Here is a 22,589-nt window from a genome sequence, read left to right as displayed (position 1 = left end):
GTTTATGGCTCAAGGCAAGGGAAACCCTGAAATCAACAAGAAAGTCGCGACCTCGGCCCTCGTGACCACCCTGCTCTCAGGTGTGGGCTTCTACCTCGGGAACCGCTATTGGGAGGCCGTAGCCTCGTTCGGGGGCCAGTTCTTCGAGCATTGGGGCGACGGCTTCGCCGCCATGTGGCCGCTCATCGCCGAGAACCCGGCGCACATCGACATGTCACCCAACGCCATGCTGGCGGGCCTGACCATGTGCGTCCTCGTCTGGCTCTTCTGGCTGCGCTACGTCGCCTTCGTGGGCAACTTCCGCGCCGGTGAGGAGAGCGGTTCGGCACGCTGGGGCACGCTCAAGGAGGGCAAGCAGTTTCGCGACCTCACCACGGAGGACAACAACCTCATCTTCACCCAGAACTTCGGCCTCGCCCTGCACCGCCCCAAGTTCAACCCCGAACTCGACCGCAACCTGAACGTGCTGGTCGTGGGCGGCTCCGGCTCAGGCAAGACGTTCAACTATGTCACCCCGAACATCTGCCAGCTTAACACGAGCTATTTCATCACCGACCCCAAGGGCACGCTCCTCAAAGACGCGGGTTTCCTGTTCACGGACAACGGCTACAAGGTGAAGTCGTTCAACACCATCAACCTCGATGAGTCCATGCACTACAACCCGCTCAAGTACGTGAAGACGGACACCGACATCCTGTCGTTCGTCAACTGCTACATCATGAACACCAACGGCGACGGCAAGGCGGGAGACCCCTTCTGGGAGAACTCCGAGAAGATGCTGTACACCTCCCTCATCGCGCTGCTGCGCGACTGGTTCCCGCCGGAGGACTACAACCTGTCGAGCCTGCTGACGCTGCTCTCCATGGCCGAGGCCCGCGAGAACGACGAGAACTTCAAGTCGCCACTCGACCTGCTCTTCCTTCAAATCGAGGAGGGCAAGCGCTACATCCCGAACGAGGGCGGCGCTCCCGCGCCGTCGATGGGCATCTCCGGCCTCTCCCGCAACTTCGGGACGGGCAATGCGACCGGAGACTCGGATTGGTCGTGGGAGCCGACCAACCTCAAGCGCAACTCCGACGGTGTGCGTCCCGCCGACTGCGGCGGTCTGTCGCCCGATGAGGACTTCGCCTTGATGAACTACAAGAACTTCAAGGTCGCGGCGGGCAAGACCCTCAAGTCCATCATCATCTCCTGCAACGTGCGTCTCGCTCCCATCGCCACCGCCGGTGTGCGCAGCCTGCTCGAATACGATGAGATGGAACTTGACACCCTCGGCGACCCGGACGCGAAGGTGGCGGTCTTCGGCATCCTATCGGATACCGACAAGACGCTCTCCTTCCTGTTCGCCATCATGATGTGGCAGTGCATCGACCAGCTCTGCCGCAAGGCGCTCACCGACTACGGCGGCAAGCTGCCGACTCCCGTCCACTTCATCTTCGACGAGTTCGCGAACATCGGGACCATCCCGCAGATTGAGGAGACCATCGCCGTCACGCGCTCGCGCAACATCGGCATCACCATCATCCTGCAATCCATGTCCCAGCTCGAATCGAAGTACGACAAGAAGGCGCAGACCATCGTGGACTGCTGCGACTCCACCTTGTTCCTCGGCGGCAAGTCGAACTCCACCAACAAGGAGATTGCCGAGATGATTGGCAAGCAGACCATCCACCAGATGACCTACAACGAGTCCACAGGTCAGTCCTCAAGCGCTGGCAAGAACCTGCAAATCCAAGGTCGCGACCTCATCGACGCAGCCGAAATCGGCAAGATGAGCCGCAGGAAGGCCATCCTGCTCATCGCGGGTACTAACCCGCTCATGGACGACAAGTTCGACCCGCACACCCACAAGCGCTACTGCTACATCGTGGACAAGCGCAACCCCAAACGCTTGCACGACAAGCCCTTCGACTTCAAGCGCTACTTGGAGGGCGGATGCGAACCGTATGACGACCATGATGACAGCGCGACCGGAGAGAAGCGGTGATTTTCCGAGACACTTTCGCAAGCGGTTATAATCTATGTTGACTCGTCGGCGCATCTGCTTATCGCGTTGCGCCGCGCATGCGGCTCACGGGCAAGAAAGGAGAGGACGGTGAAAGGACATTGGAAGAACTCGTCAGGCTCGCCGCGAAGCCCATCGCCTACATAGGCTGCACGGTCATCTTCCTCGGCCTCATCTATCTGGGCATCAACCTTCGAGATGGGGCTAGGGCTGGCGGCGGGGAACTGAGGAAGGCAATCGCCATGATTGCCGCCGGTGCCGCCGTGACCGGGTTCGCGGCCATCTACGGCTTCACGGGCTTCTAGGCCACGTGTATGCCGACACTCAATAGACTAAATCAGAAAGGAAGTTACCAATATGCTCGATAACGCAGTGAACATGCTCACGCAGGGCGTGACGTTCCTCGGCGGCGTGCTCGTCGTCTTCGGCCTCATCAACCTCGGCATGACCATCAAAGACGGCATGCAGGGCGGCGGCGGCCAGCTCTCCGGTGCCATCGCCATGATTGTCGGCGGTGCCATCGTCGTGGGTGCGGCCATCTACTTCGGTCAGCTCAACACCGGTTGGGCTGGCGGACTCTAAGAAAGGGGCGGTGCCTATATGCTATCCGTAGCGGTACATAAGGACATCGCCGAGTACCAGCCAAAGGTCGTGGGCAAGATGACCGGGCGCACCCTCGCTTCAATCGCGGGTGCGCTCGGTTGCTCCGTCCTCACAGGCCTCTACATCTACTTCGTGTTGGGCTGGAACGTCGGCGATAACATGATGCTCATCTACGCCGTGAGCCTCCCGTTCTGGTGCTGCGGCTTCATCCGTCCGAAGGGCATGCCCTTCGAGCAGTTCGCCGCACTCTGGCTCAAGGCGAACTTCGGTGTGGAGCGCATCTTCTACGTTCCCTCTATGCAACTCAGCGGTCTCATCGCTTCACCCGATGGGAAGAACGTAAAGAAAGGAAGGGTCTATGGAAAACACTATCGAAAGCAATGCAGCCTCAAGGGAATCGAATCCTACTCCCCCCGAGCCGGACATGTCATCGCGTGACACCGACGCAGGCTTCGACATCGAAGATTTCGTCCACACTTCCGGCGAGGGCTTCGGCAACGACCGCCCAATGGACGCCGATAACGGCTCGGTCGATGTGGCGGCGCTCGGCTCCTTCGCCGGTGCTCCCACCGTTGCTGGCAAGAAGATGTCCCGCAAGGAGAAGAGGCAGGCAAAGCGGGAGGTAGCACGCCTCAAGAAGGAGGCGAAGCTGGCCGAGAAAGAGGCCCGCAAGAGCTACACGTCCGTGAAGTCCCAGCTCAAGGACCGCGACAAGGAACTAACCTCGAAGACGGCGGATGCCCGCCGCAAACGCGAGGGTGCGAAGGACGTGGTGAACTACATCGGCTACAACCGCATGTACCAAGACGGCATCTGCGAGGTCGAGGAGGGTCTGTTCTCCTCCTCCATTTCCTTCTCTGACACCAGCTATCACTCCGTGCGCGACGAGCAGCAGAAATCCATGTTCTCCGCACTCACGCGCCTGTACGACCAGTTCGGCGCGAACACGCTGGTCCAGATGAGCGTCATCAACACGCCGCTGCTCAAGGAGGAGGTCGGCAACCGGAAGTTCTTCGATGTCGCCCGTCAGGGAAACGACGCCGCCCGCAATGACGCGCAGGTGTTCAACGACATCCTGAACGACAAGGTGCGCGAGGGCGTGTCCAACATACGTCGCAACCGCTACCTGACCTACTCGGTCACCGCCGAGACGGCGGACGACGCGGCACGCCAGCTCTCCCGCATCGAGACGGAATCCAGCCGCATCCTAAACTCCATGGGGTCCAAGGCCCACCTGATGAACGGCACCCAGCGATTATCTGTCATCCACTCGCTCCTGAACCCCTACAAGCCGTTCTACTTCGACTACCAGAAGGACATCTCCGCCAAGCGCGTGCAGACCACCAAGGACTGCATCGCCCCGACGCAAATTGACTGGCGACCGGACGGCATGTTCAACGACTGCTTCAAGCTGGACAACGGCGTGTACGGTCAGGTCCTTGTCATGAAGAAGTTCGGCTCCGAGCTTTCCGACCGCGCATTGGCCGACATCGTTGACCTGCCGCTCCCCATGGCGGTCACATGGTTCGTGCAGCCAATGGACAAGTCCAAGGCCATCAACTTCGTCCGCACCCGAAGCGCGTGGATTGACAAGGAGATAATCGAGGAGCAGCGCAGCGCCGTGAACAAGGGCTACGACTTCTCCATCCTGCCGCAGGAACTCAAGTATTCCAAGGAGGAGACCGAGGACGTTCTTGACCACTTGCAGAACAAGAACCAGCGCCTCTACGTCTTCACCGGCCTCATCTACACTTACGCGGAGAGCAAGCAGCAGCTCGACGCTCAGGTCATGCGCATCATCTCAACCGCCCGCCAGAACTCCATCGAGGTGGACACCTACGACTACCGGCAGCGCCGGGGCCTCAACTCCGTGCTGCCCCTCGGCCACAACCACGTCGAGATAAGCCGCATGTTCACCACCGCGCAGGTCGCCATCCTCGTGCCCTTCGCGACGCAGGAGCTTGACGATGCCGGTGGAAACTACTATGGCCAGAACAAGCACTCCCGCAACCTCGTCATGTGCAATCGCAAGCGCCTGACAAGCCCCATGGGCTTCGTCTGCGGCAAGACCGGTTCGGGCAAGGGTATGTTCACCAAGACCGAGATGACCGGCACCATCTTCTCCAACCCGACGGACGAGATTTACGTCATCGACCGCGCCGGTGAGTACACGGCCATTGCCGAGCGCTACGGCGGCACCACCTACCACTTCGGCGTTGGCACCGACACGTTCCTGAACCCCTTCGACACGGTGTCCGTGGAGCACATGCCCCGCACCGAGCAAATCGCGTTCAAAATCGACGCGATGCTGGCGCAGGCGGGTGCCTCCGCAGCCGAGTCCGGTCAGTCCCTCTCCGAGGTTGACCAGTCCATCATCCAGCGCTGCGTGGAGCTTGCGTTCCAGCGTGCCGAGGAGCGCGGCGACGGTCTCCCTCCGACATTGCAGGACTTCTACGACATCGCCCTTGAGCAGCCCGAGCATCAGGCGCAGACCATCGCGCTACGTTACGAGCGCTTCGTCAAGGGGTCCATGGACTTCTTCAACCGCCAGTCCAACGTGGATTTCAACACCCGCATCGTGGACTTCAATTTGAAGGACCTGCCGGACTCCATGCTGGTCTTCGCCCTCATCAACGTCTGTGAGGCCGTGCGAAACCGCATGTACTTCAACGCGAAGCGCAACGTCCGCACGTGGCTCTACGTCGAGGAGATGCAGTCGCTCTTCGCCTACCCGACGGTGCTCAACTACTTCTCCCGCTTCTCCAACGAGGGGCGCAAGTTCGGCCTGCTGCTGACGGGCATCACCCAGAACGCGGTGGCGATGCTCAACAACGAGGCCGCGCAGAACATCGTGCTCAACGCCGACTTCATCATGCTTCTCAAGCAGTCCCCGCTCGACCGCATGCGTTGGGTGGAGCTGCTGAACCTCTCCGAGCAGGAGGAGGAGTGCATCGACGAGTCCGCCGAGGCCGGTGACGGCCTGCTCATCGCGGGCAACGCGCGAGTGCCGATTCGCGGCAAGTTCCCGTCGGGCAACGTGCTCTATGACTTGTTCAGCACGAACCCCAACGAGACAAAGGAGCTGAAAATCGGCTCCAAGAAGAAGGACGGCAAAGTTATCTAAGCCGGGAAAGGACGGTGAACGTCAATGAAGCCTTCTGATTTCGTATCGACATCCGGCCAAAAACAAGCCATGTCACAATCCGTGTTGCAGACGGAAATGACGGATGCCGTCAACACCGGAATAGTAGGACGCGCCGACAAGAGCGAGAAGTCGTTGAAGAGCGGTCTCTACTCGGTTGGCAAGAAGGCAGCAACGGGCGGTGCCGCCAGTGCCGCCCTCGCCGCCGTCACCAATGGAAGGAACGGCAAGACCGGTTCCGCATCTGGCGGGGCGTCCCCAAAAGGCAAGGCCGGAAAGGCCAGCGCCGCCGCCATGGTTCACGCCGCCGTCCATAGCGCTCTGGAAGGCTCCGAACTTGAGGGCGCTGATGACCTTTACAACAGCGGAAAGGGCGCGTACCGCGCCGGTCGCGCCATCGGCAGGCGCATCAGCGGTAAGTCCGGGTCCCTCGACATCAAGGGCGCGGTGAAAGGTGCCGGTAAGGCAGCCGCAAGGGGTGCGGTGAGCGATACCCTCCAAGGTTCAGAACTTGAGGGCATGGATAACGTCTATGACGGAGCGAGGGTCGGCTACCACGTCGCGAAAGGCGTGAAAAAGCACCTCGGCGGCAAGGACCCCCTATCATCGGACAAAAGCCTCGGCAAGCTCTCCGAGAAGAAATCCGCGAAGAAGGTAGCAAACACGGTCGAGGCGAAGCGCAAGGCTCAGGCCGCAGGGTACTTCAAGAGGAACGTCTATACCTCTGCGCATAATGTGCAGATGGCTAAAGAAACAGCCAGTGCAGCGAAAAGTGGTTTCCACCTCATCGCGTCAGGCTCGAAGGGCGGTTTCTTTGCTGCCATTAGCTCGCCTGCCGTTCTCCTCCTTATCGGGTTCCTCCTGATTTTCATTTTGTTGGCAGCCATTCTCGGCGGTGGCGCTAATGATGAGATGGAAAAGAAAAGTATTGGTAGCTTGAGTGGCGTCCCAGCAGAGGTCGCCACATACCTAAAAGGTCACGGTTATTCAAACGAAGGCATCGCGGCGATTCTTGGAAATATGCAGCAAGAATCATCAATGAATCCGGGAACGTCTGGTGATGACGGATATGGAACCGATTCGTTCGGTCTAATACAGCTTACCGGCTCCAACAAGAACAACTTCCTTCGCTGGTGTGCCAATACCGGCAAGATATGGAACTCGGTATCCGCGCAGATGGAGTGGTCATTTTCGGGCGAACTCGGAACTGGGTATTTCGCTGGGGATTGGTATGATGCCCTCGCGGAAACATATTATGAACTCGAAGATGGATATGAGCCTCGTTTCGGTAGCGACTATTATCGAAATGGCGAGGAAATGAAAACCTCCAACGATGTTGAACTCGCCACATATTCTTTCATGGCATGCCATGAAAGACCGGGTAGTAGAAAAAGCTACAATGATGATGTGTCTCGTCTCGACAAGAGGCTCGAATACGCCCGAAACTTTCTCGCCCAATTGAATACCGGTCCAATTGGCGGCGGTCAAGATTATGTCAGCGCCGAGCAATGGCAGAAGGACATTGTAGATGCGTGCAATCGCGTCAGCTGGCCTGGTGCTTCCTTGTGCGCAACATGGACCAGCAATGTTTATCGCGCCGCTGGTTATCAGGTATGGGGAAACGGTAACAGTGTTCTAGGCCATCAAGGATATGGCGCAAGCTATTATCCCTCACGTGCAACAACGGACTTATCAGAAATAAAGGTTGGGATGCTGGTGTCAGCACAGTTTGGTTCAAATACCGCAGCAGGCAATACATACGGCCATGTGGGCATTTACATCGGTGACGGTATGGTCATGGACAGCGTAAACTCTGGCATTCGAACCATACCTCTTTCTGAGTGGGTCTCCCAGAACGGCAGAGGTTGGATTGTATGCGGTTACCCTTGGGATTGGCGATAAAAAAAGGAGAAAAAATACAAATGGAGAGCATTAAAACATTCATCAGAGAGCATCAAAAAGGGGCTATCATCCTACTCTTCATGCTCATCGTGTTCATTGGATGTTCCGCCGTCAGCGCCATCAACGTGGCTAAGCATCGTGCGGAGGAAGCAGCCGTACAGACAGATGAGGTACGAGACAAGGGAAATGCCTCCGATAATACCGACACCCCTCTATCTAAGGAACAGAAAGAAGCCATCAGCAACTACGATGATGAGACAAAAAACTTCATCGACACTCTTTCAGCTTCCGTATGGTCTGCGGGAGGTGGTCGTTACTCACTTCGCTTCTCCCGAGATTCGTATACCGAGTCTGTGAACGGTGAGTCCAACACCCATAGCTATGCCATCACTCGTATGGAAAAAACAGGAGACGGTTATGGTGGAACATATCGCACTATCGTCTTTGACACAGACACAGGTACTCATATCGTGACTTATGCGGATGGAAAAGGGTCTGCTGTACAGGATGTGAGTGGAAACATCGACAAAGATGATTCCTCCGTCATCTCAACCATCAAGAGCACATCCATGTTCGCCCAAAAAGATACCCCTTATGAAAGGGTCGAAACTGTCGAAGACATCAGCATCAAGGGATTGAATAGCGAGATAACAACACTTCTCGACGATAGCACCGATAAACTCATCGAAGAACTTAGCACGTGGTGCGCAGTCCATTATCCATCAGCTACCGAGGCGACATGGGAGAAGACTGCGGTCATTGATTATGAGACCGGCGTTGTCTCCACCAACTTCACCCTTAACACTGAGAACCCGGTCTCTATCGCCATCACATACAGCCTTTCTGACAAATCTTATGACTTCGAGTTGTAGTGTTGATGACGGAGCAGAAAGGATTGAGATATGAAAGAAAATACAAACAAGACAATCACCCGTATCAAAAGAAGGCTCCCTACTAGGCTCAATCCAGCCATCATCCTTCTAATCGCCGCATCTGTCACGCTGCTATTTCCTCAACCAGTTCACGCAGCGCCATTTTGGGAAGTCGGAACAAATCTCAAGAATATGGTTTGCGAATGGCTCCTCGACATGTCATGTTGGGGATTCAACTTGTATAACGACATCGCCATGAAAATCGGCAGTTCCGACATGCTCTCGGCACCATTCGACTCCCTGCTTGGTGTTAGCACCTATGAACTCACGAAGACCATCCATCAGACAGCTGTAATTCCTATCGCGGAATCTATTCTTGCGCTCTTCATGTTGGTTCAGCTCGTGAAAATCAGCCAACGCATCGACGCGACCGCGACCCTCCCAGCTGTAAAAGACATCGTGTTTCTCGCAGTCGTCTACGTGCTCATACATTGGTTCATTGTCAATTCGCTCGACATCATGCAGGCCATTTACAAGATAGCCGTTGACAACATCATTCCAGAAATCGGCACCGCTCAGAGCAATACAGGATTTTTCAATGGTGAACTTACCACTTCGAACATTCCTGATTCCACTTGGGATGAACTTACGATAGGAGGTTGCTTCTTAACGCTCTGCGCGTCTATTCTTAGCGTTATCGGAGGAGTCGTCGCCTACATGGTCGCATTCATCGTCGCTTATGCCCGTGCTTGGCAAATCTACGCCATGGCGGCATTCTCCTCCATTCCAATAGCCCTTCTGGGATTCGATGAGACCCGGCAGATGGGAATCGGATTTCTCAAGAATTTCGCAGCCGCCGTCCTCGCCGGTGCAGTGATGATGTTCCTTCTCGTTATCTATCCTCTCGCCCTCAGTACAATGACAACTGCAAGTGGTGTTACGGGAGGCGCATCCATTCTATTCCTGATTTCGATTCCGGCCGGTGGAACAGCAAGTCTGGCCTCGGCATCAGTTCTGATACTTCTTGAGTTCCTTGCCATTACATTTCTTCTCATCATCGCCCTCATAAAGTCCGGCGCTTGGGCAAAGGAGATTTTGGGCAGTTAACCACTTACCGAGAAATCAACACCATCAACCGAAAAGGGACGGTCTTTCGGCACCGTCCCTTTTCTTTAATAATATATTATTGGGCAATCGCAAGAGCCTTGGAAAGGAGCCGCCATGCCAAACTACAACGACGCACAGGGAGTCGCCGACCTCCTCTCCCAATTCGACTTCAATATCATCAGCGAGGGTCCGGGTGACTTCTCGACCCAGCACCGCAAGTACACCTGCGAGTTCAGCAAGCCCGGCATCGAGTCCTTCACCACCACGTACCAGTCCAACCCTGATGTCCACGGCCAGCCGACTGCGACGGATGTGTTCGCCGCGCTGGCGAGCGACGCGCTCGCGGTCGATGGCCGTCATATCGACGACTTCGCCGATGAGATGGGATTCGAGAAGCCGTCTCAGGCCATTCGCGCCTACGAGTCCTGCCGCAAGACCCTCGACTGGCTCAAGAACGATATGCAGCTCATGACCTCTGAAATCTCCGACATCGCGGAGACCCTTGACAACGAGCTTGATGAGGTAAAGGAGGAGGTCGAGCGCGTGCAGGCGGAGCGCAAGGCAAAGCATGAGTTCGAGCACCCGCCAGTGCCAGAGGGATTCACCTCCATCGAGGACTTGCAGGCGAGCCTCAACCTCGGCGAGTACGGCGACCGAATCACGGACTACACCGGCAATATCGGAGATGCCTTCAGTGAAATCGCCGATGGTGCGGTGGACCTCTACACCCACGACCTGCTCAAGTGGCTTCCCGATAACTACGAGTGGCTTGAGGAGGCGGATTTCCAAGGCCTTCTCGAAGGCTGCAAGGGCGACCTCATCAAGATGACCCAGATGGCCCAATACGAGTGCTTCACGCAGGACATGTACAGTCATCAGGAGGACATCGCCAAGTACGCCGCTCTCGAAGGCCTCGCAGCCGAAGGCGTGTACGCGCTGGCAGATGAGGTTTACGACGATGTGTTCGACGGCATCACCATCGACTTCAATGACAACAACATGGACATCGAGGACTTCGCCACCGAGGCGCAGACCGCGATTCAGGATGCCATGGATTCGCCACTCTACGATGCCCTCGGTTCAAACGATGAGATTCTTGAAGATGGTGAGCTGAGTGGCGACTTTGAGGCAATCAAGGAATCCGGTTACGATTTCCCGAATCCCTGCGCCATGAGCGCCGAGGCGGTCCGCACGGTCAACGAGAAGGGCTACGAGACCGCGTTCAACGAGTTCTGGAAGGAATTCATGCCAGATAAGGGCTACGAGGTCCCGACCGTCTCCGAGGCTGCCCAAGAGAGCCGCGAGGCATCGGGCAAGCTCGAACAGGACAGTCATGACGGGCAGACGCCCGAGCGTGAGGATGAGCGTGCCGATGGGGACGCTGAGCATTAGATAAGACGATGACCGGGCGGCGCGGGTTCTTCTCGCCCGCCTTTTCACATGAGAACATCGGGCAGGACGCCCGTTAGGAAGGAGCATGGATATGGATAAGACACCGAAAGAGCGCATCGTCTTCGATGAGGGCGTGTATTACGGCGACGAGGGCAGCGAGATTTCCATCGAGGACATCACGAGCCGCGAAGGCATCACCGTGGAAGAGGTTCTTGATAGCTATACCGAGGAGGAGATATTCGAGAACGCGATGAACATGATGGACATCGACCGCTCCGAGGAACTTGCCGGATTGAAGGCGTTCCTAGACGGCTCCGATAGCCCGCTGTCCTCATACGACAATCCACTCGGCGGTAACCGCATCATTGCGCGAGGCTCCATCGGTCGCTGGGATGGCACGCGCCATGGCATGACCGCGTACAGGGATTTCGATGACATGATGGGCGGTCACGACTCCGTGTTCAAGGACTGCGAAATTGGTAAGGTCTGGGATGAGAACGGCAGCCTGTTCATCCACGGTTACCATCACGACGGCGGGGTCGATGTCGAGGTCCGCCAGCTCACCGATGCCGGTGAGGAGGCACTGGATGTCATCGAGGACGCGTGGGTCGGCGAGCCGTTCACCATTAACGACAAGGAATACGACGGCTCTTGGGAATCAGTGAACGCAGCGATGCGTGAACTCTGGGAGAACCCCGCCCTCTGCCCCTCACCGCGCTATATGGAGCTTGCATTCGGCTGCCCCGCAGTGGAGTACGAGGCACCAGTCATCGACCCGCTTCTCGAAACCGCCGAGTTCACATCATCCGCCATCATGAGCGCCGAGGTCGCTCCGGGTGCCGCGAGCGCGACCGTGCATGATGTCGCGGGTGTTCCCTATGAAGTCCCCGCAGATGTCCTCAACGGGTTGAAGGACGCTGTGCGCATCTCGGACCGCGCAGCGACTACCACCCTCTTCACCTCCCTCACCATCGCCGGATGGACGCAGAAGGGCGATGAGAGCGCCAAGGCCAGCCCGGTGAGCCTGAAAGCCGCCGCAAAGGAGGCACGCGAGTCATCTGCCGCGTTGGCTGCGCATGGGGCTTCCACCATCGACCTCGAACATGAGGTCGATAACGCCCAGAAAGCATCGGAAACTCTTTTCGATGCCGATGGCGACCGTTAGAAAGGAGGCGGCTCTATGGATTTCAACGACGCGACCGCGCTCATGCGTCTTGTTCAGGCAGTCGAGAACGACCCCTATGTATCGAGTGGGGCCGGTGAAGCCCTCGCGGACAAGGTGCGCGAGTTCATCGAGGATGAGGCGGAATTGGGCGGCTGGTACACTGAGCTGATGAATGCCATCGGCGAGGGTGAACCGACTTTCAGGGAGTGCGGAACCTTCACCGACCACGGCTTCGGCTTCCATGCGCAGGACGGCACGAGGACGGATTACGTCATAGGATGGCCCTTTGAGGACGGCGGTTGGGCCGTCCTCACCGGCAGTTACGACCTTGAGAGCGATGAGCTGGCGGACTACCATCTTCCCGAAGATTACCTGAACGGCCTGCTGTCCCGTTACGGCTACTCGTCGCTCGCCGACTTCAAATCCGTCAACGGGGAGGCATGGCGCGACGCGCTCACGGGAATCATCGCCGGGAATCAGGAAGCGAATCGCTTCGAGGTTCCCCATCTTTTCCCCGACCCATCAGCCGCAGAGCGGTTCTGCACTTATCAAGGCGTCCCCGGCGACCTGCTCCGCCCCGCCATGGAGAAGGCACGGGCCGAGTACGAGAAGGTGAAAGCCCACCAATCTCCCGAGAAAGCCGTGTCCCTCAAGGGCGAGGTGGAGACGGCCCGTGGCGCTTCCGCCGCGATGGCCGATAACGGAAACCATTCAAATCGTGGGCAGGACGCCCGCTAGGAAGGAGGATTGTGACATGAAGGGCATGCTCATCCCGACAAACGGGAACCCGGTCGAAATCGACATCGAGGTCGATGAGACGGGTTCCACGTTACACGACCTGCAACGCCTTGTCGGTGGGAACATCGAGTCGTTCGATGTCATCTTCGGCGAGGGCACCAGCCTCTACGTCAATGAGGAGGGCCTGTTCACCTGCCCGCCCAACCGCGCGGTGTACGCGACGAAGGGCATGGAAGAGGCCGGGTACCTCTCCATGATGGATTACAGTTCACCGGTCAAGGAGGGAGAACTGTACTCCATCCTCTGCGGCGACCTCGTGGCCGTCGGGTTCGACTTCGAGACCGGAGAGAATCGCGACCTCTCAGCCGATGAGATGTCCCGCGTAGCCGACTACTTCACCGAGGTCAGCAAACCCGGCAGCGGCATCGAGGAGGTCATCGCAATCCGCACGGGACAGCGCCGTGAGGAAGCCCGCTCGGAGGATGGCCGCGTCACCCTCAAGGGGGAGGCTCAGGCATCACGTGCCGCCTCCGAGAAGCTGGCAGAGGGACGCGACACCGGCTCACCGGCACTCGACGACCACTCCATCGTGTAGATATATAGAAAGCCATCATGGCAGAAAGGTAGGAAAACACCATGGCATATGACAAGAACATCCCCGACGTGCTGCAACTACTGCGCCTCGACCTCGGTAACGTCGATTACACTGTACCGCGCGACACGACCATCGCGCGATACACCATCGTCGGAGACTACTTCCCCCGCTACTGCATCGCGGATGTGGCCGACGATGCGGACACCATGGACATCCAAGGCGCTATTGAGGAGACGATGCACACCATCCTCGACTATGGCGGTACGCCAGAGGATTTGCGCACCGCCATGGGCCTCGTGCCCGAGGCGGAAATCGACTCGGACATCATCGAGTCCGGTGAGTACGTCCCCGTAGACCTCGGCTACTGCCTCGACGGGCAACTCACGGGTTTCGAGGTGCTTCCACTCGATGAATGCGACATCAAGGACGTGTTGAACGGGCACCAGATTGAGAACGTCATGACGGCGCTCAACAACTTGCCCGTGAACCTGCGCCTGCCAGCAGCCAAAGTCCTCTCGCAGGGAGGCTACACCGAGTGGCAGGCATACCAAATCTGCAAGGCTTTCGAGGTAGGCGTCGATGCGGACGTCATCGCGGAGCGCATCGCGAACCCGGTCCTGAACCATGCCCAGATGCGCGAGCTTCGCCGCATCGCCGTGCATACCGACTTCGCCGACCACGATGCAAGCCCCTATAAAAAGGATGTCTTCAAGACGCTCTCGAACGGTGAGTACACCGCCGAGCATCTACATCAGGCTCGTGAGCTTATGAAAACCACTGCCATCCATGACATCGCGTTCCCTCGCGACTGGCTGAAACTCGACTCACGCCAAATGGAGGTCGTGCGTCACTCCCTCAAGTCCGATGTCCCCATGGACGCTTTAGAGGAATACGCGGACGGCACTTACACCGCCGACCACATGAATGTCATCACCATGGCGCTCACCGAAGGCATGGAAAAGCCAGGAATCGAGCGTCTGATGAACCATGACCTCTCCATGGAGCAGGTCTGGGGCTTCTATTCGGCCATCTCGGGTGGTCGCTTCACGAGCGAGCAGCTTGACGTGCTGTGCGACCCGACCAAGCCCGCCGAAGTCATGAACGCCATGCGCACCGGCATGACCTATGGACTGGATACCCAGACGGTGACGCGCTTCGCCGACGGCACCTTCAAACCCGGCCAGATGGAGACTATCTATCATGCCGCAGCCGACAAGAAGTGGGTCACAGATGAGATTCTTGATGTCATCGCCGACCCGCGTTACAGCGCGAACCAGATTGGCGCTCTTCATATCAGCGCCGCTCAGGGCGCGACCCTCGACGAAATCAAGCGCGAGAAGGAGGTCATGGGCATGTCCATGAACCTCAAGGACGATGCCGCGAAGTCCGGTTCCGTCCACGAGGCAGCCAAGGAATCCCGCGAGGCATCCGCCCAGCTCGGCTCTGAGAGCCATGGCGATAAGGCCGTCGAGCGCGAGGAGTTGGAGTAGAGAATAAGCGGTTTTCCACGCTTTCAATGGCCGGAGGGTTCTCAACCCGACCCGCAGGCTGTTGGAAGGGTGGAAAACCGCCCCAACTATACATATTGGAAACTATCAGACCACAAAGGAAGGAGGCCATATGCCAGATGAGATGAACAAGCGAGAGGTCATCCTGACCATCCGCGAGTACGAGAACTCGGTGGCGATGCCCGAGGGCGAGCGCGTCACCTACCTCGACCCGCGCGGCGGGGTGCATCTGAAAGACGGCGACGATAAGGCATCGGATTACACGGGGCACGCCGCGAAGTGCGCTGAGTACCTTCGCTTCGGCGATGAGGTCGATGCCGTCACCTGCGGGGAGTATCCCCGTTCCAGCGCGGTCAAGTTCTGCGATACGCCGGAGCTGTTCGTGCAGGCCGGGTTCCGCCCGCTGCCGATGCTCTACACCCAACGCCACCTGCGCGATGCCATCCGACCGAAGAGCAGCTACGACCCCCACCGCCATGGACTCACCGTTGAGCAGATGAAGCGCCTGCCCGAGTTGATGGAGCATCCCGTGATGCTCTGCGATAGCCCCGCCCGCGAGGACACCATGCTCGTGGTGCTGCGCGATGTGGATTGCGATGACCTGCCGCTCATCATGGCCGTGCGTCCCGATGGGCGCGGTTATTACGAGGCTGGCGAGATTGAGACCAACTTCATCTTGGCTGTCTACGGTAGGACGAACTTCCCCCGCTACTTCGACAACCTCATCACGCCCGATAGGGTCGTCTATTATGACGAAGAAAGAGGCCGGGAACTCAATGCACTTGCGAAGCTACACTTGCTTCGGAGCCACATCGTCGAACCCGACCTCAATAGGACTATTATACGCTGCCCGCAGTGCATAGTCAAGAGCGAAACCGCAGGTCAAGAGGGTTATCGGTTGGAATCGAAGGCCAAGGAGGCCCGTGATTCGAGTGCGAAGTTGGCAGGAAAAGAGCACAGTGCCACTCTTGAACATGACCATGAAGATAGGTAGATGGACGTGATGAAGGATATATCAGAAATCGAGGGATATGAGGATGTCGTCACATGGTGCCGTGACTTCTTCTCGGCTACGGATTCAATCCATGCCGACATCGGCGTATCGCCACTACTCTACCGTTCGGAACGTAACCTCCTGATGTCTCTGGTCTCATACCTATTCGATTACCTCCCATCGGAGGACCTGACAACGGATGCCTTGCTGACTCTTCTGTCCATGGCGGAGACTAAGCCCGATGATTATGGATGGAAATCGCCATTGGACCTTCTCTTCATGGAACTTGAGACGGGCAAGAGATACGCGGCCAGACCTGACCGCGAAGAGCCTATCGGACTATCGCGAAATCTCCTACCTGCTGACGATTCCTACCTTGTCCAGATACCCTCCCCGCTCAAGCGGCGCGACGGCTACAAGCCATCTGAGTGCGAATACTTCCCATCACCGGATAAGGACTTCACCCTCCGATGCTGGCTCCCCGTCAAATCGCTCTCCCGAGTGGACTTCGCGCTCATCGTCTCAGACTTGACGTGCCGGACGCTCGACTTCAAATACCGTGATGTGTCAGTAGCTCATCCTCTCATCACCGATGAGGATAAATCTATCGCGAAACGCCATAAACCCTTCGGTTTCAGAAGGGACAAGAGACAGAAAGGACAAAGCCTATGAAACTGGTAATCGCTGAGAAACCGATGCTCGCACGCGACATCGCACGCGCCATCTGCGGCAAGGAGGTATCGGAATCGGCGCGGCTGCCCATCTCGGGCAACGGGTACACGGTCATCGCCTGCGCCGGTCACCTGCTCGAACTGGTGGAGCCGGATGCGGTGAACCCCGCATGGGGCAAACCATGGTCGTTGGACGTGCTGCCCATCCAAATCGACGATTGGGCGAAGGAGCCGACCGAGGACAAGAAAGACTTGGTGGAGCGCATCGACTCGCTTTTGCCGGAGGCCGAGTGCGTCATCAACGCCGGTGACCCCGACGATGAAGGCCAGCTCATCGTTGATGAGGTGTTGGACTACCTCGGCTACGAGGGAGAGGTGCTGCGCGTTTACGTCAACGACAACATCGAAAAGAACATCGTCAAGGCGTTCGAGCGTCTGGTACCCAACGAGCAGTGCCGCCCTGCCGGTGACGCGGCATACGCCCGCCAGATGGCGGACAAGTGCTTCGGCGTGAACGAGACCCGCCTTGCCACCAAGCGGCTCGGGGGCCTGTTCTCCGTCGGTCGCGTGCAGACCCCAACCCTCGGATTGGTGGTCAACCGCGATGAGGCGATAGAGAACCACGTCACCCGGAAATATTACGAGCTGACCGCTACCGGCAGCTGTGCAGACGCGTCGGGAGCACCGGTGTTCAAGTTCAAGCCGGACAAGGACATGTTGGCCGGTGAAAAGCACGTCTTCGACCGCGATGTCCTCGATGTCATCAAGGCGAAGCTGGACGGCTCGGGTATGTCCTTCTCCACGGTCATCTCGAAGAAGGTCGAGAACCCTCCCCTGCCCTACAACCTGACGGTGCTGCTGTCCGACATGTCCCGCCGCTACGGTTTCTCCGCATCGAAGACCCAGCAAATCACGCAGGACTTGCGTGATAAGTACAAGGCGATAACCTACAACCGCTCGGACTCCCAGTACCTCAAGGAGGAGCACTTCGCGCAGGCACCGGTGGTGCTGGCGCAGGCCATGGAGAACGTCGGGGTAACATGGCCGCTCGACTACTCCATCCACTCCAAGGCGTTCAACGAGAAGAACGTGACCGCTCATCACGGCATCATCCCGCAGGAGGTCAGCGCCCCCGTGGCCGACATGACCGGGGATGAGGCCAAGGTCTACACGGCCATCGTGGAGCGCTACGCCATGCAGTTCCTCCCGTCTGCCACTTACGATGTGAGCACCAGCGTCTTTGCGGTCGATGGCGGGGAGTTCCAAGCCGTCGCGCGGCGCGTGCGCGAGGCCGGTTTCAAGGCCGTGTTCGGCAACGTCTCCGATGAGGACGGCGATGACGCGGCATCCGGCAACCCTTGGATTGACGAAGGCGACCATCGCCTTGAGCGCATCGAGTGCGCCGTCACCGAGAAGGAGACCGCCCCGCCCAAGCCCTACACGGAAGGCACGCTCATCGCCGACATGGCCTCCATCGCCAAGTACGTCACCGACCCGGAGGTCAAGGCCATCCTCAAGCAGAAGGACGACGGAAAGAAGGGCGAGCACGGCGGCATCGGAACCACGGCCACCCGCGCCTCCATCATCGAGAAGTTGAAGGAACGCGGGTACCTTGAGGACGTGAAGGGCAAGATTCGCTCCACCGAGAAGGCCCGCGCCTTCTACCATCTCCTCCCGCCCGAGATTCGCGGCGCGGACGTGACCGCCCGCTGGTGGCTCATCCAGCAGGACATCGCCGAGGGCAACACGGATGTGAACGCCCTGCAACAGAGCGTCATCGAGGTCTTCAAGGGCCATCAGGACACCGCCTACGTCGGTGCGAGCATCGCGCCCAAGGCCACGGTCGTGGGCAAGTGCCCTCTCTGCGGCGCGGACGTGGTGCAGCGCAAGTCGAAGTCCGGCAAGGCCTTCTACACCTGCTCCTCGAACAAGAGCGAGAAGCAGGAGGACGGGACTTGGAAGCAAGTCGCGGGCTGCGGTTTCAAGCTGCTGGGCTGGTGCGGCAAGATGTTCACGGCGAAGCAGGCTGCATCGTTGCTCGAAGGCAAGGCGGTGAAGCTCACCGGCTGCATATCCAAGACGACGGGCAAGACCTTCGACTGCAAGGCGAAGCTCAAGAAGGACGGTACGATAGAGCCGATGTTCGATAGCAAGCCCAAGGGCAAGTACAACAAGGCAAGGAGATAGCACATGGACATGGTGAATGACGGCAAGGACATCCACCTCGACACGCCGCAGGCGGTCAAGGAGGCACTGGCTTCTGGCAAGGACCTCTACAACCCTCAGACCGGCGAGTTCTGGTGGGAATATAACTACACGGGAAGCATCGCCAATACATACGTCCACCTCGACGACCCGAACCTGCTGGCGGTCATCGACAATCCCGACTTCGACCTATACGAGGACATCGTGGGCGGGTTGAACTACACGGGTTACATCACCGACAGCATCGAGACCATCATCGAGGACGGCGAGGAGAATGCTCCGCTAATCGACCCGCGCGATGAGGTGTTCGCTCAAATCGCCTCCGAGGACGGTTGGGTCATCGCGTCCCCCGAGAACGTGAGAAATGCCGTGCAATCGCACATGGCTGAACATGGGGCCGATGCTCCCGGAAAGGAGAAAGGCATGGACAAGACCGCAGAAATCGCCGCGTGGAAGGAGAATCACGTCCCCATCGACCGCAACGGTGATGACGCGCTCGTGATGCACAAGATGGCCGACGGCAGCCGAGAGTTCATCGTGGCGCACGGCTATGATGAGGAGACCGGGCACTGGGGTCACGGCACCTACTACGATTCCCTCGCCAGCGCGGCGGCAGACCTTGAGAGCCGCACCATCTCCGACGCCGGTGAGGAGGTCATCTGCCCTGACTTCTGGTACCGCGCCGACATCGAATCCGCCCTTGAGAACGCCGGTCTCGAAGTGAACGATGCGAACGTGAATGCCACGCTAAAAGAACTCGGCTTCGACAACGGATGGCTTAACAGCAATTTCCACGACCGCCTCGCCGAGATGGGCAACGAGATGATTGCAGATGCGGTGGACAACATCGAGCCGAACGGCGGCGACGGCGATTCCCCCGAGGCCTTCGTCGATAGGGGCATCTCCCTGAAAGCCGAGGCCGAGTCCATGCGCAGGGCATCTCAGGCGCTCTCCGCCGACGGCTCTGTCGATGAGCGTGAGCCTTCCTTCATCCCCGACCTCTCTTAGGAGGCACCGATGATGGACGTGAACTCGGGGTACATCGGCCACTCGATGTCACGACGCGCCGCCGAGGCTTACGAGGACGGCGAGATGCCCAATAGCAAATGGACGAAAAAAGCCATGGTCGCGGCCATCCAATCCTATTGTGATGAGTTCGACATGTCCTTCGACCCCGATGTGCTCAAGGGTATGCGCAAGGATGATATGTTCGAGCGGTTCTTCCACAAATCGTCGTGGCACCACACCTCCAAGTTCTTCAACGAGACGGATTTCTACAAGCTCGATGAGGATGCGGTCTGCGGGTCGTTCCGACCGATGACCGATGCCGAGGTCGCGGAGCGCGATGCGCTGCATAGACAGGCCATCGAGGAAGAGAGGGCCGTGCGCGAGGCCATGCGGGCTGCGAGGATTGAGCAGTTGGACCGTCATCGTGCATACCGAGAGGAGCATGGATTCGCCCCCGACACGGTGGCCGCGTTCGCCCATGAGCATCCCGAATGCTGCCATGAGCGCGTGAGCCGCAAGGGCAACCGCATACTCTCCTATATCGACTACCTTGGGCATGAGCAGGTGTGTCCCATCGACCGAATCGGCGAAACCCATCTCTACGGTTTCGATGCAACCGAACCGGGCAGCTTCGACAGGGCAATCGAGTGTCACCAGTTGCACAGTACGCGCGGAATGCCCGGTAACGACCGCATCACCCTCGGGGGCGAGGCTCAAGCCATGAAGGCCGCGTCAGCTGAGATGGCGGATGGTACGGAAAAACATGACATCGGGCTAGATGCCCGATAAGGAAAGGATGTGATGGAACATGCTCACCGATTACGAGCGCTATCAGCTCGAATGGATGATTGAACACGGGCACAGCCTCAAGGAGTTCGTGCAGGGACTCGACCTCGTTGACCGTGACGGCATCGACAGCCTTGAAGAGGCCTATGCCATCTGGGAAAACGACTACGGTTTCGGCGGTGAAGTCTTCTCCAACGAGCGCGAGTTCAAAGAGGAGGACCTACCAGCCATGAACGTCGGGGCGCATGGCGAAACGCTCCGCCAGATGGTCGCTGACACCAGCGAGATGCCAGTTAAGGCCGTCGAGCTAATCAAGGGCCTCTATGTGGTCGAGGGCGCTATGGCGCAGGACCATGGCATCGACTATCTTTTCGATAACATCGGAATCCTCACAGCCAGTGTCCGCGATATGCTCAGTCGCGAGGCTGAGCGCGGTCAGTGGGAGGGCCAATACAAGAGTCTCATCGACAAATGCGAGGAGATGCGCGGCGATGAGGAATGGGATTGCAGGGACACCGACACCCTCGTGGACGGCTTCGCGAAGGCCGTTGAGCACGAGGCGGATGCCGCATTCGAGGTCGCCCGCATCAAGGGCGAGCTGTCGATGTACAACGCCGCGTACTACAACCCCGAGACCGGCGACCTCATCGTGAGCTACCTCACCGATTACGAGGACCCGACGGTCGAGGTGTTTTCGTATACGCCTGATGAACTCCTCGACGAGATAGCGAGGCAGGGCGGTGATTTGGAGAACCTTGAGCTGACCGCGCACGACATCACCGCAGACGGCGATTACAGTCATCATGTCGCGACCTACCACTCGACCGACGAACTCGCCGAGTCCGGTATCTTCGGCAAGGGAAACCTCATGGATGTATCGGGGGAAATCTCCCTCGCCGAAACGATGTCGAGCCTGAAATCTGACAAACCCGTCCCCGAAGGTCTTCTGAATATCGACAACGTGCGCGAGTGGTATACATCCGCCTTCCCCAACGATGAGCTTGGGGCCGAACTCAACCTCGACCTTACCTTCGATGACGCCCTCGCGGCGATACCGTCGGGTACCGGCTTTTACGATTCCATCGGCGCGGGCGATTCCGTGGTGCGCGAGCGCGTCTTCGAGGAGCTGTGCAACCGCTATGGATACACCTACGATGAGGTCTATGATAGTTGGCTCAATGAGTCTCCCTTGCCCTCCCCCGCCATCTCGCAGCAGCCCGAGAAAATCGCGGTGGCGGCGGGCTACCGCTTCAACCTCGTGGACACGCGTGAGACCTCCGGCATCGACCTCAAGGGCTGCGGCACCGTGGTTACCGTGGACGGCCATGATTACGATGTAATGAAGGGCGCGACCTACGAGGACTCCCGCAAGGTCGATGACCTGCTCGACTCCCATGGGGACAGGCCCATCTCCGATTACCGCAAGCGTCCGCAGGGCATGAGCCTCAAGCAGGCCGTGAGGGAGTCCCGCGAGGCATCCGCCAAGCTCGCCGAGAATAACAGCGGCACCGATGCACCCGATGGCAAGGATGAGCGCTAGGAGGGATGCCAGATGGGACTTGAACGCGACACCTATCTCGACGCGGATGACATGACCGTCTCCGTCACCCAATCGCTCCTCGACGTGCAGGCACCCTCGCATGACGATGCCGACGAGTATGAAGATGGCTGTGCCGTCCTACGGGAGGCGGTTCAGGTGACCTCGCATGGACGCGTGGTGTCCAGTGCGGTGCAAGAGCGCCCGGTCTCCATCCACGGGGAATCGACCCGCGCCCGCGCGGCGGCTGCCGCGTTGACCGCGCATGTGGATGCCGAGGATGAAGTCGAGGAAAAGGACGACAAGCGCAGGAGCCGTTAGGGCAACCGCTACCCAGATGGTGTGGTTTCCCTTCACCA

20 protein-coding genes are annotated in these 22,589 nt (G+C 58.4%); all 20 read left to right on the top strand.

Annotated features, from left to right (window positions below; genetic code table 11):
• Positions 1–4: 4 nt before the first annotated feature.
• The 20 genes from V3C10_11375 to V3C10_11280 all read left to right on the top strand — a co-directional run bounded on the left by V3C10_11375 (position 5) and on the right by V3C10_11280 (position 22,551).
• On the top strand, positions 5–1,987 hold the full coding sequence (locus tag V3C10_11375; protein ID WVP64377.1) for a type IV secretory system conjugative DNA transfer family protein: 1,983 nt from the start codon (positions 5–7) through the stop codon (positions 1,985–1,987).
• A 119-nt stretch (positions 1,988–2,106) separates the two neighbouring features.
• The gene (locus V3C10_11370) at positions 2,107–2,310 is read left to right on the top strand and encodes a hypothetical protein (GenBank protein WVP64376.1); all 204 of its coding nucleotides are present in this window, start codon (positions 2,107–2,109) and stop codon (positions 2,308–2,310) included.
• Between the two features lie 52 nt (positions 2,311–2,362).
• Complete coding sequence (locus tag V3C10_11365) at positions 2,363–2,587, top strand: hypothetical protein (protein WVP64375.1); 225 nt, start codon at positions 2,363–2,365, stop codon at positions 2,585–2,587.
• Between the two features lie 18 nt (positions 2,588–2,605).
• The gene (locus tag V3C10_11360) at positions 2,606–3,046 is read left to right on the top strand and encodes a PrgI family protein (protein WVP64374.1); all 441 of its coding nucleotides are present in this window, start codon (positions 2,606–2,608) and stop codon (positions 3,044–3,046) included.
• Positions 2,967–5,732 carry a hypothetical protein gene (locus V3C10_11355; protein ID WVP64373.1) on the top strand — a complete coding sequence of 922 codons (2,766 nt, stop codon included), beginning with the start codon at positions 2,967–2,969 and terminating at the stop codon, positions 5,730–5,732. Before V3C10_11360 ends, V3C10_11355 begins: the two co-directional genes overlap by 80 nt.
• 24 nt (positions 5,733–5,756) lie before the next feature.
• Positions 5,757–7,652, top strand: coding sequence for a phage tail tip lysozyme (locus tag V3C10_11350; GenBank protein ID WVP64372.1), 1,896 nt, complete (start codon positions 5,757–5,759; stop codon positions 7,650–7,652).
• Between the two features lie 20 nt (positions 7,653–7,672).
• Positions 7,673–8,524 (top strand): hypothetical protein, encoded by an 852-nt coding sequence (locus tag V3C10_11345; GenBank protein ID WVP64371.1) that lies wholly within the window; start codon positions 7,673–7,675, stop codon positions 8,522–8,524.
• A gap of 30 nt (positions 8,525–8,554) precedes the next feature.
• Entirely contained in the window at positions 8,555–9,631 is a 1,077-nt protein-coding gene (locus tag V3C10_11340; GenBank protein WVP64370.1) for a hypothetical protein, read from the top strand.
• A gap of 114 nt (positions 9,632–9,745) precedes the next feature.
• Positions 9,746–11,023: a hypothetical protein gene (locus V3C10_11335; GenBank protein WVP64369.1), complete on the top strand. Its 1,278-nt coding sequence runs from the start codon at positions 9,746–9,748 to the stop codon at positions 11,021–11,023.
• A 91-nt stretch (positions 11,024–11,114) separates the two neighbouring features.
• Entirely contained in the window at positions 11,115–12,188 is a 1,074-nt protein-coding gene (locus tag V3C10_11330; protein WVP64368.1) for a hypothetical protein, read from the top strand.
• Between the two features lie 15 nt (positions 12,189–12,203).
• Positions 12,204–12,926 (top strand): hypothetical protein, encoded by a 723-nt coding sequence (locus tag V3C10_11325; protein ID WVP64367.1) that lies wholly within the window; start codon positions 12,204–12,206, stop codon positions 12,924–12,926.
• Between the two features lie 16 nt (positions 12,927–12,942).
• Positions 12,943–13,521, top strand: a complete 579-nt coding sequence (locus V3C10_11320; protein WVP64366.1) for a DUF3846 domain-containing protein — start codon at positions 12,943–12,945, stop codon at positions 13,519–13,521.
• A 41-nt stretch (positions 13,522–13,562) separates the two neighbouring features.
• Entirely contained in the window at positions 13,563–15,011 is a 1,449-nt protein-coding gene (locus V3C10_11315) for a hypothetical protein (protein WVP64365.1), read from the top strand.
• Positions 15,012–15,141: 130 nt separating this feature from the next.
• A complete protein-coding gene (locus V3C10_11310; GenBank protein ID WVP64364.1) occupies positions 15,142–16,023 on the top strand; it encodes a hypothetical protein in 882 nt (293 codons plus the stop codon).
• Complete coding sequence (locus tag V3C10_11305; GenBank protein WVP64363.1) at positions 16,024–16,695, top strand: hypothetical protein; 672 nt, start codon at positions 16,024–16,026, stop codon at positions 16,693–16,695.
• Complete coding sequence (locus V3C10_11300; GenBank protein ID WVP64362.1) at positions 16,692–18,881, top strand: DNA topoisomerase; 2,190 nt, start codon at positions 16,692–16,694, stop codon at positions 18,879–18,881. Before V3C10_11305 ends, V3C10_11300 begins: the two co-directional genes overlap by 4 nt.
• A gap of 3 nt (positions 18,882–18,884) precedes the next feature.
• Positions 18,885–19,907 (top strand): hypothetical protein, encoded by a 1,023-nt coding sequence (locus V3C10_11295; GenBank protein ID WVP64361.1) that lies wholly within the window; start codon positions 18,885–18,887, stop codon positions 19,905–19,907.
• Positions 19,908–19,916: 9 nt separating this feature from the next.
• Positions 19,917–20,696 carry a hypothetical protein gene (locus V3C10_11290; protein ID WVP64360.1) on the top strand — a complete coding sequence of 260 codons (780 nt, stop codon included), beginning with the start codon at positions 19,917–19,919 and terminating at the stop codon, positions 20,694–20,696.
• 19 nt (positions 20,697–20,715) lie between these two features.
• Entirely contained in the window at positions 20,716–22,233 is a 1,518-nt protein-coding gene (locus tag V3C10_11285; GenBank protein ID WVP64359.1) for a hypothetical protein, read from the top strand.
• Between the two features lie 12 nt (positions 22,234–22,245).
• Positions 22,246–22,551, top strand: a complete 306-nt coding sequence (locus tag V3C10_11280; protein WVP64358.1) for a hypothetical protein — start codon at positions 22,246–22,248, stop codon at positions 22,549–22,551.
• Positions 22,552–22,589 lie beyond the last annotated feature (38 nt).

It is taken from the genome of [Clostridium] symbiosum (genome assembly GCA_036419695.1).
In the GTDB taxonomy this organism is placed as follows: domain Bacteria; phylum Bacillota; class Clostridia; order Lachnospirales; family Lachnospiraceae; genus Otoolea; species Otoolea symbiosa_A.
The sequence above is the reverse complement of the archived record's forward strand: the minus strand, read 5'-3'. Positions and strand labels throughout refer to the sequence as shown.

Excerpts from the sequence above, each read along its gene's own strand:
- V3C10_11375 (WVP64377.1), top strand. The coding sequence starts at position 5 with ATGGCTCAAGGCAAGGGAAACCCTGAAATCAACAAGAAAGTCGCGACC.
- V3C10_11365 (WVP64375.1), top strand. The coding sequence starts at position 2,363 with ATGCTCGATAACGCAGTGAACATGCTCACGCAGGGCGTGACGTTCCTC.
- V3C10_11360 (WVP64374.1), top strand. The coding sequence starts at position 2,606 with ATGCTATCCGTAGCGGTACATAAGGACATCGCCGAGTACCAGCCAAAG.
- V3C10_11355 (WVP64373.1), top strand. The coding sequence starts at position 2,967 with ATGGAAAACACTATCGAAAGCAATGCAGCCTCAAGGGAATCGAATCCT.
- V3C10_11350 (WVP64372.1), top strand. The coding sequence starts at position 5,757 with ATGAAGCCTTCTGATTTCGTATCGACATCCGGCCAAAAACAAGCCATG.
- V3C10_11345 (WVP64371.1), top strand. The coding sequence starts at position 7,673 with ATGGAGAGCATTAAAACATTCATCAGAGAGCATCAAAAAGGGGCTATC.
- V3C10_11340 (WVP64370.1), top strand. The coding sequence starts at position 8,555 with ATGAAAGAAAATACAAACAAGACAATCACCCGTATCAAAAGAAGGCTC.
- V3C10_11335 (WVP64369.1), top strand. The coding sequence starts at position 9,746 with ATGCCAAACTACAACGACGCACAGGGAGTCGCCGACCTCCTCTCCCAA.
- V3C10_11330 (WVP64368.1), top strand. The coding sequence starts at position 11,115 with ATGGATAAGACACCGAAAGAGCGCATCGTCTTCGATGAGGGCGTGTAT.
- V3C10_11325 (WVP64367.1), top strand. The coding sequence starts at position 12,204 with ATGGATTTCAACGACGCGACCGCGCTCATGCGTCTTGTTCAGGCAGTC.
- V3C10_11320 (WVP64366.1), top strand. The coding sequence starts at position 12,943 with ATGAAGGGCATGCTCATCCCGACAAACGGGAACCCGGTCGAAATCGAC.
- V3C10_11315 (WVP64365.1), top strand. The coding sequence starts at position 13,563 with ATGGCATATGACAAGAACATCCCCGACGTGCTGCAACTACTGCGCCTC.
- V3C10_11310 (WVP64364.1), top strand. The coding sequence starts at position 15,142 with ATGCCAGATGAGATGAACAAGCGAGAGGTCATCCTGACCATCCGCGAG.
- V3C10_11305 (WVP64363.1), top strand. The coding sequence starts at position 16,024 with ATGGACGTGATGAAGGATATATCAGAAATCGAGGGATATGAGGATGTC.
- V3C10_11300 (WVP64362.1), top strand. The coding sequence starts at position 16,692 with ATGAAACTGGTAATCGCTGAGAAACCGATGCTCGCACGCGACATCGCA.
- V3C10_11295 (WVP64361.1), top strand. The coding sequence starts at position 18,885 with ATGGACATGGTGAATGACGGCAAGGACATCCACCTCGACACGCCGCAG.
- V3C10_11290 (WVP64360.1), top strand. The coding sequence starts at position 19,917 with ATGATGGACGTGAACTCGGGGTACATCGGCCACTCGATGTCACGACGC.
- V3C10_11285 (WVP64359.1), top strand. The coding sequence starts at position 20,716 with ATGCTCACCGATTACGAGCGCTATCAGCTCGAATGGATGATTGAACAC.
- V3C10_11280 (WVP64358.1), top strand. The coding sequence starts at position 22,246 with ATGGGACTTGAACGCGACACCTATCTCGACGCGGATGACATGACCGTC.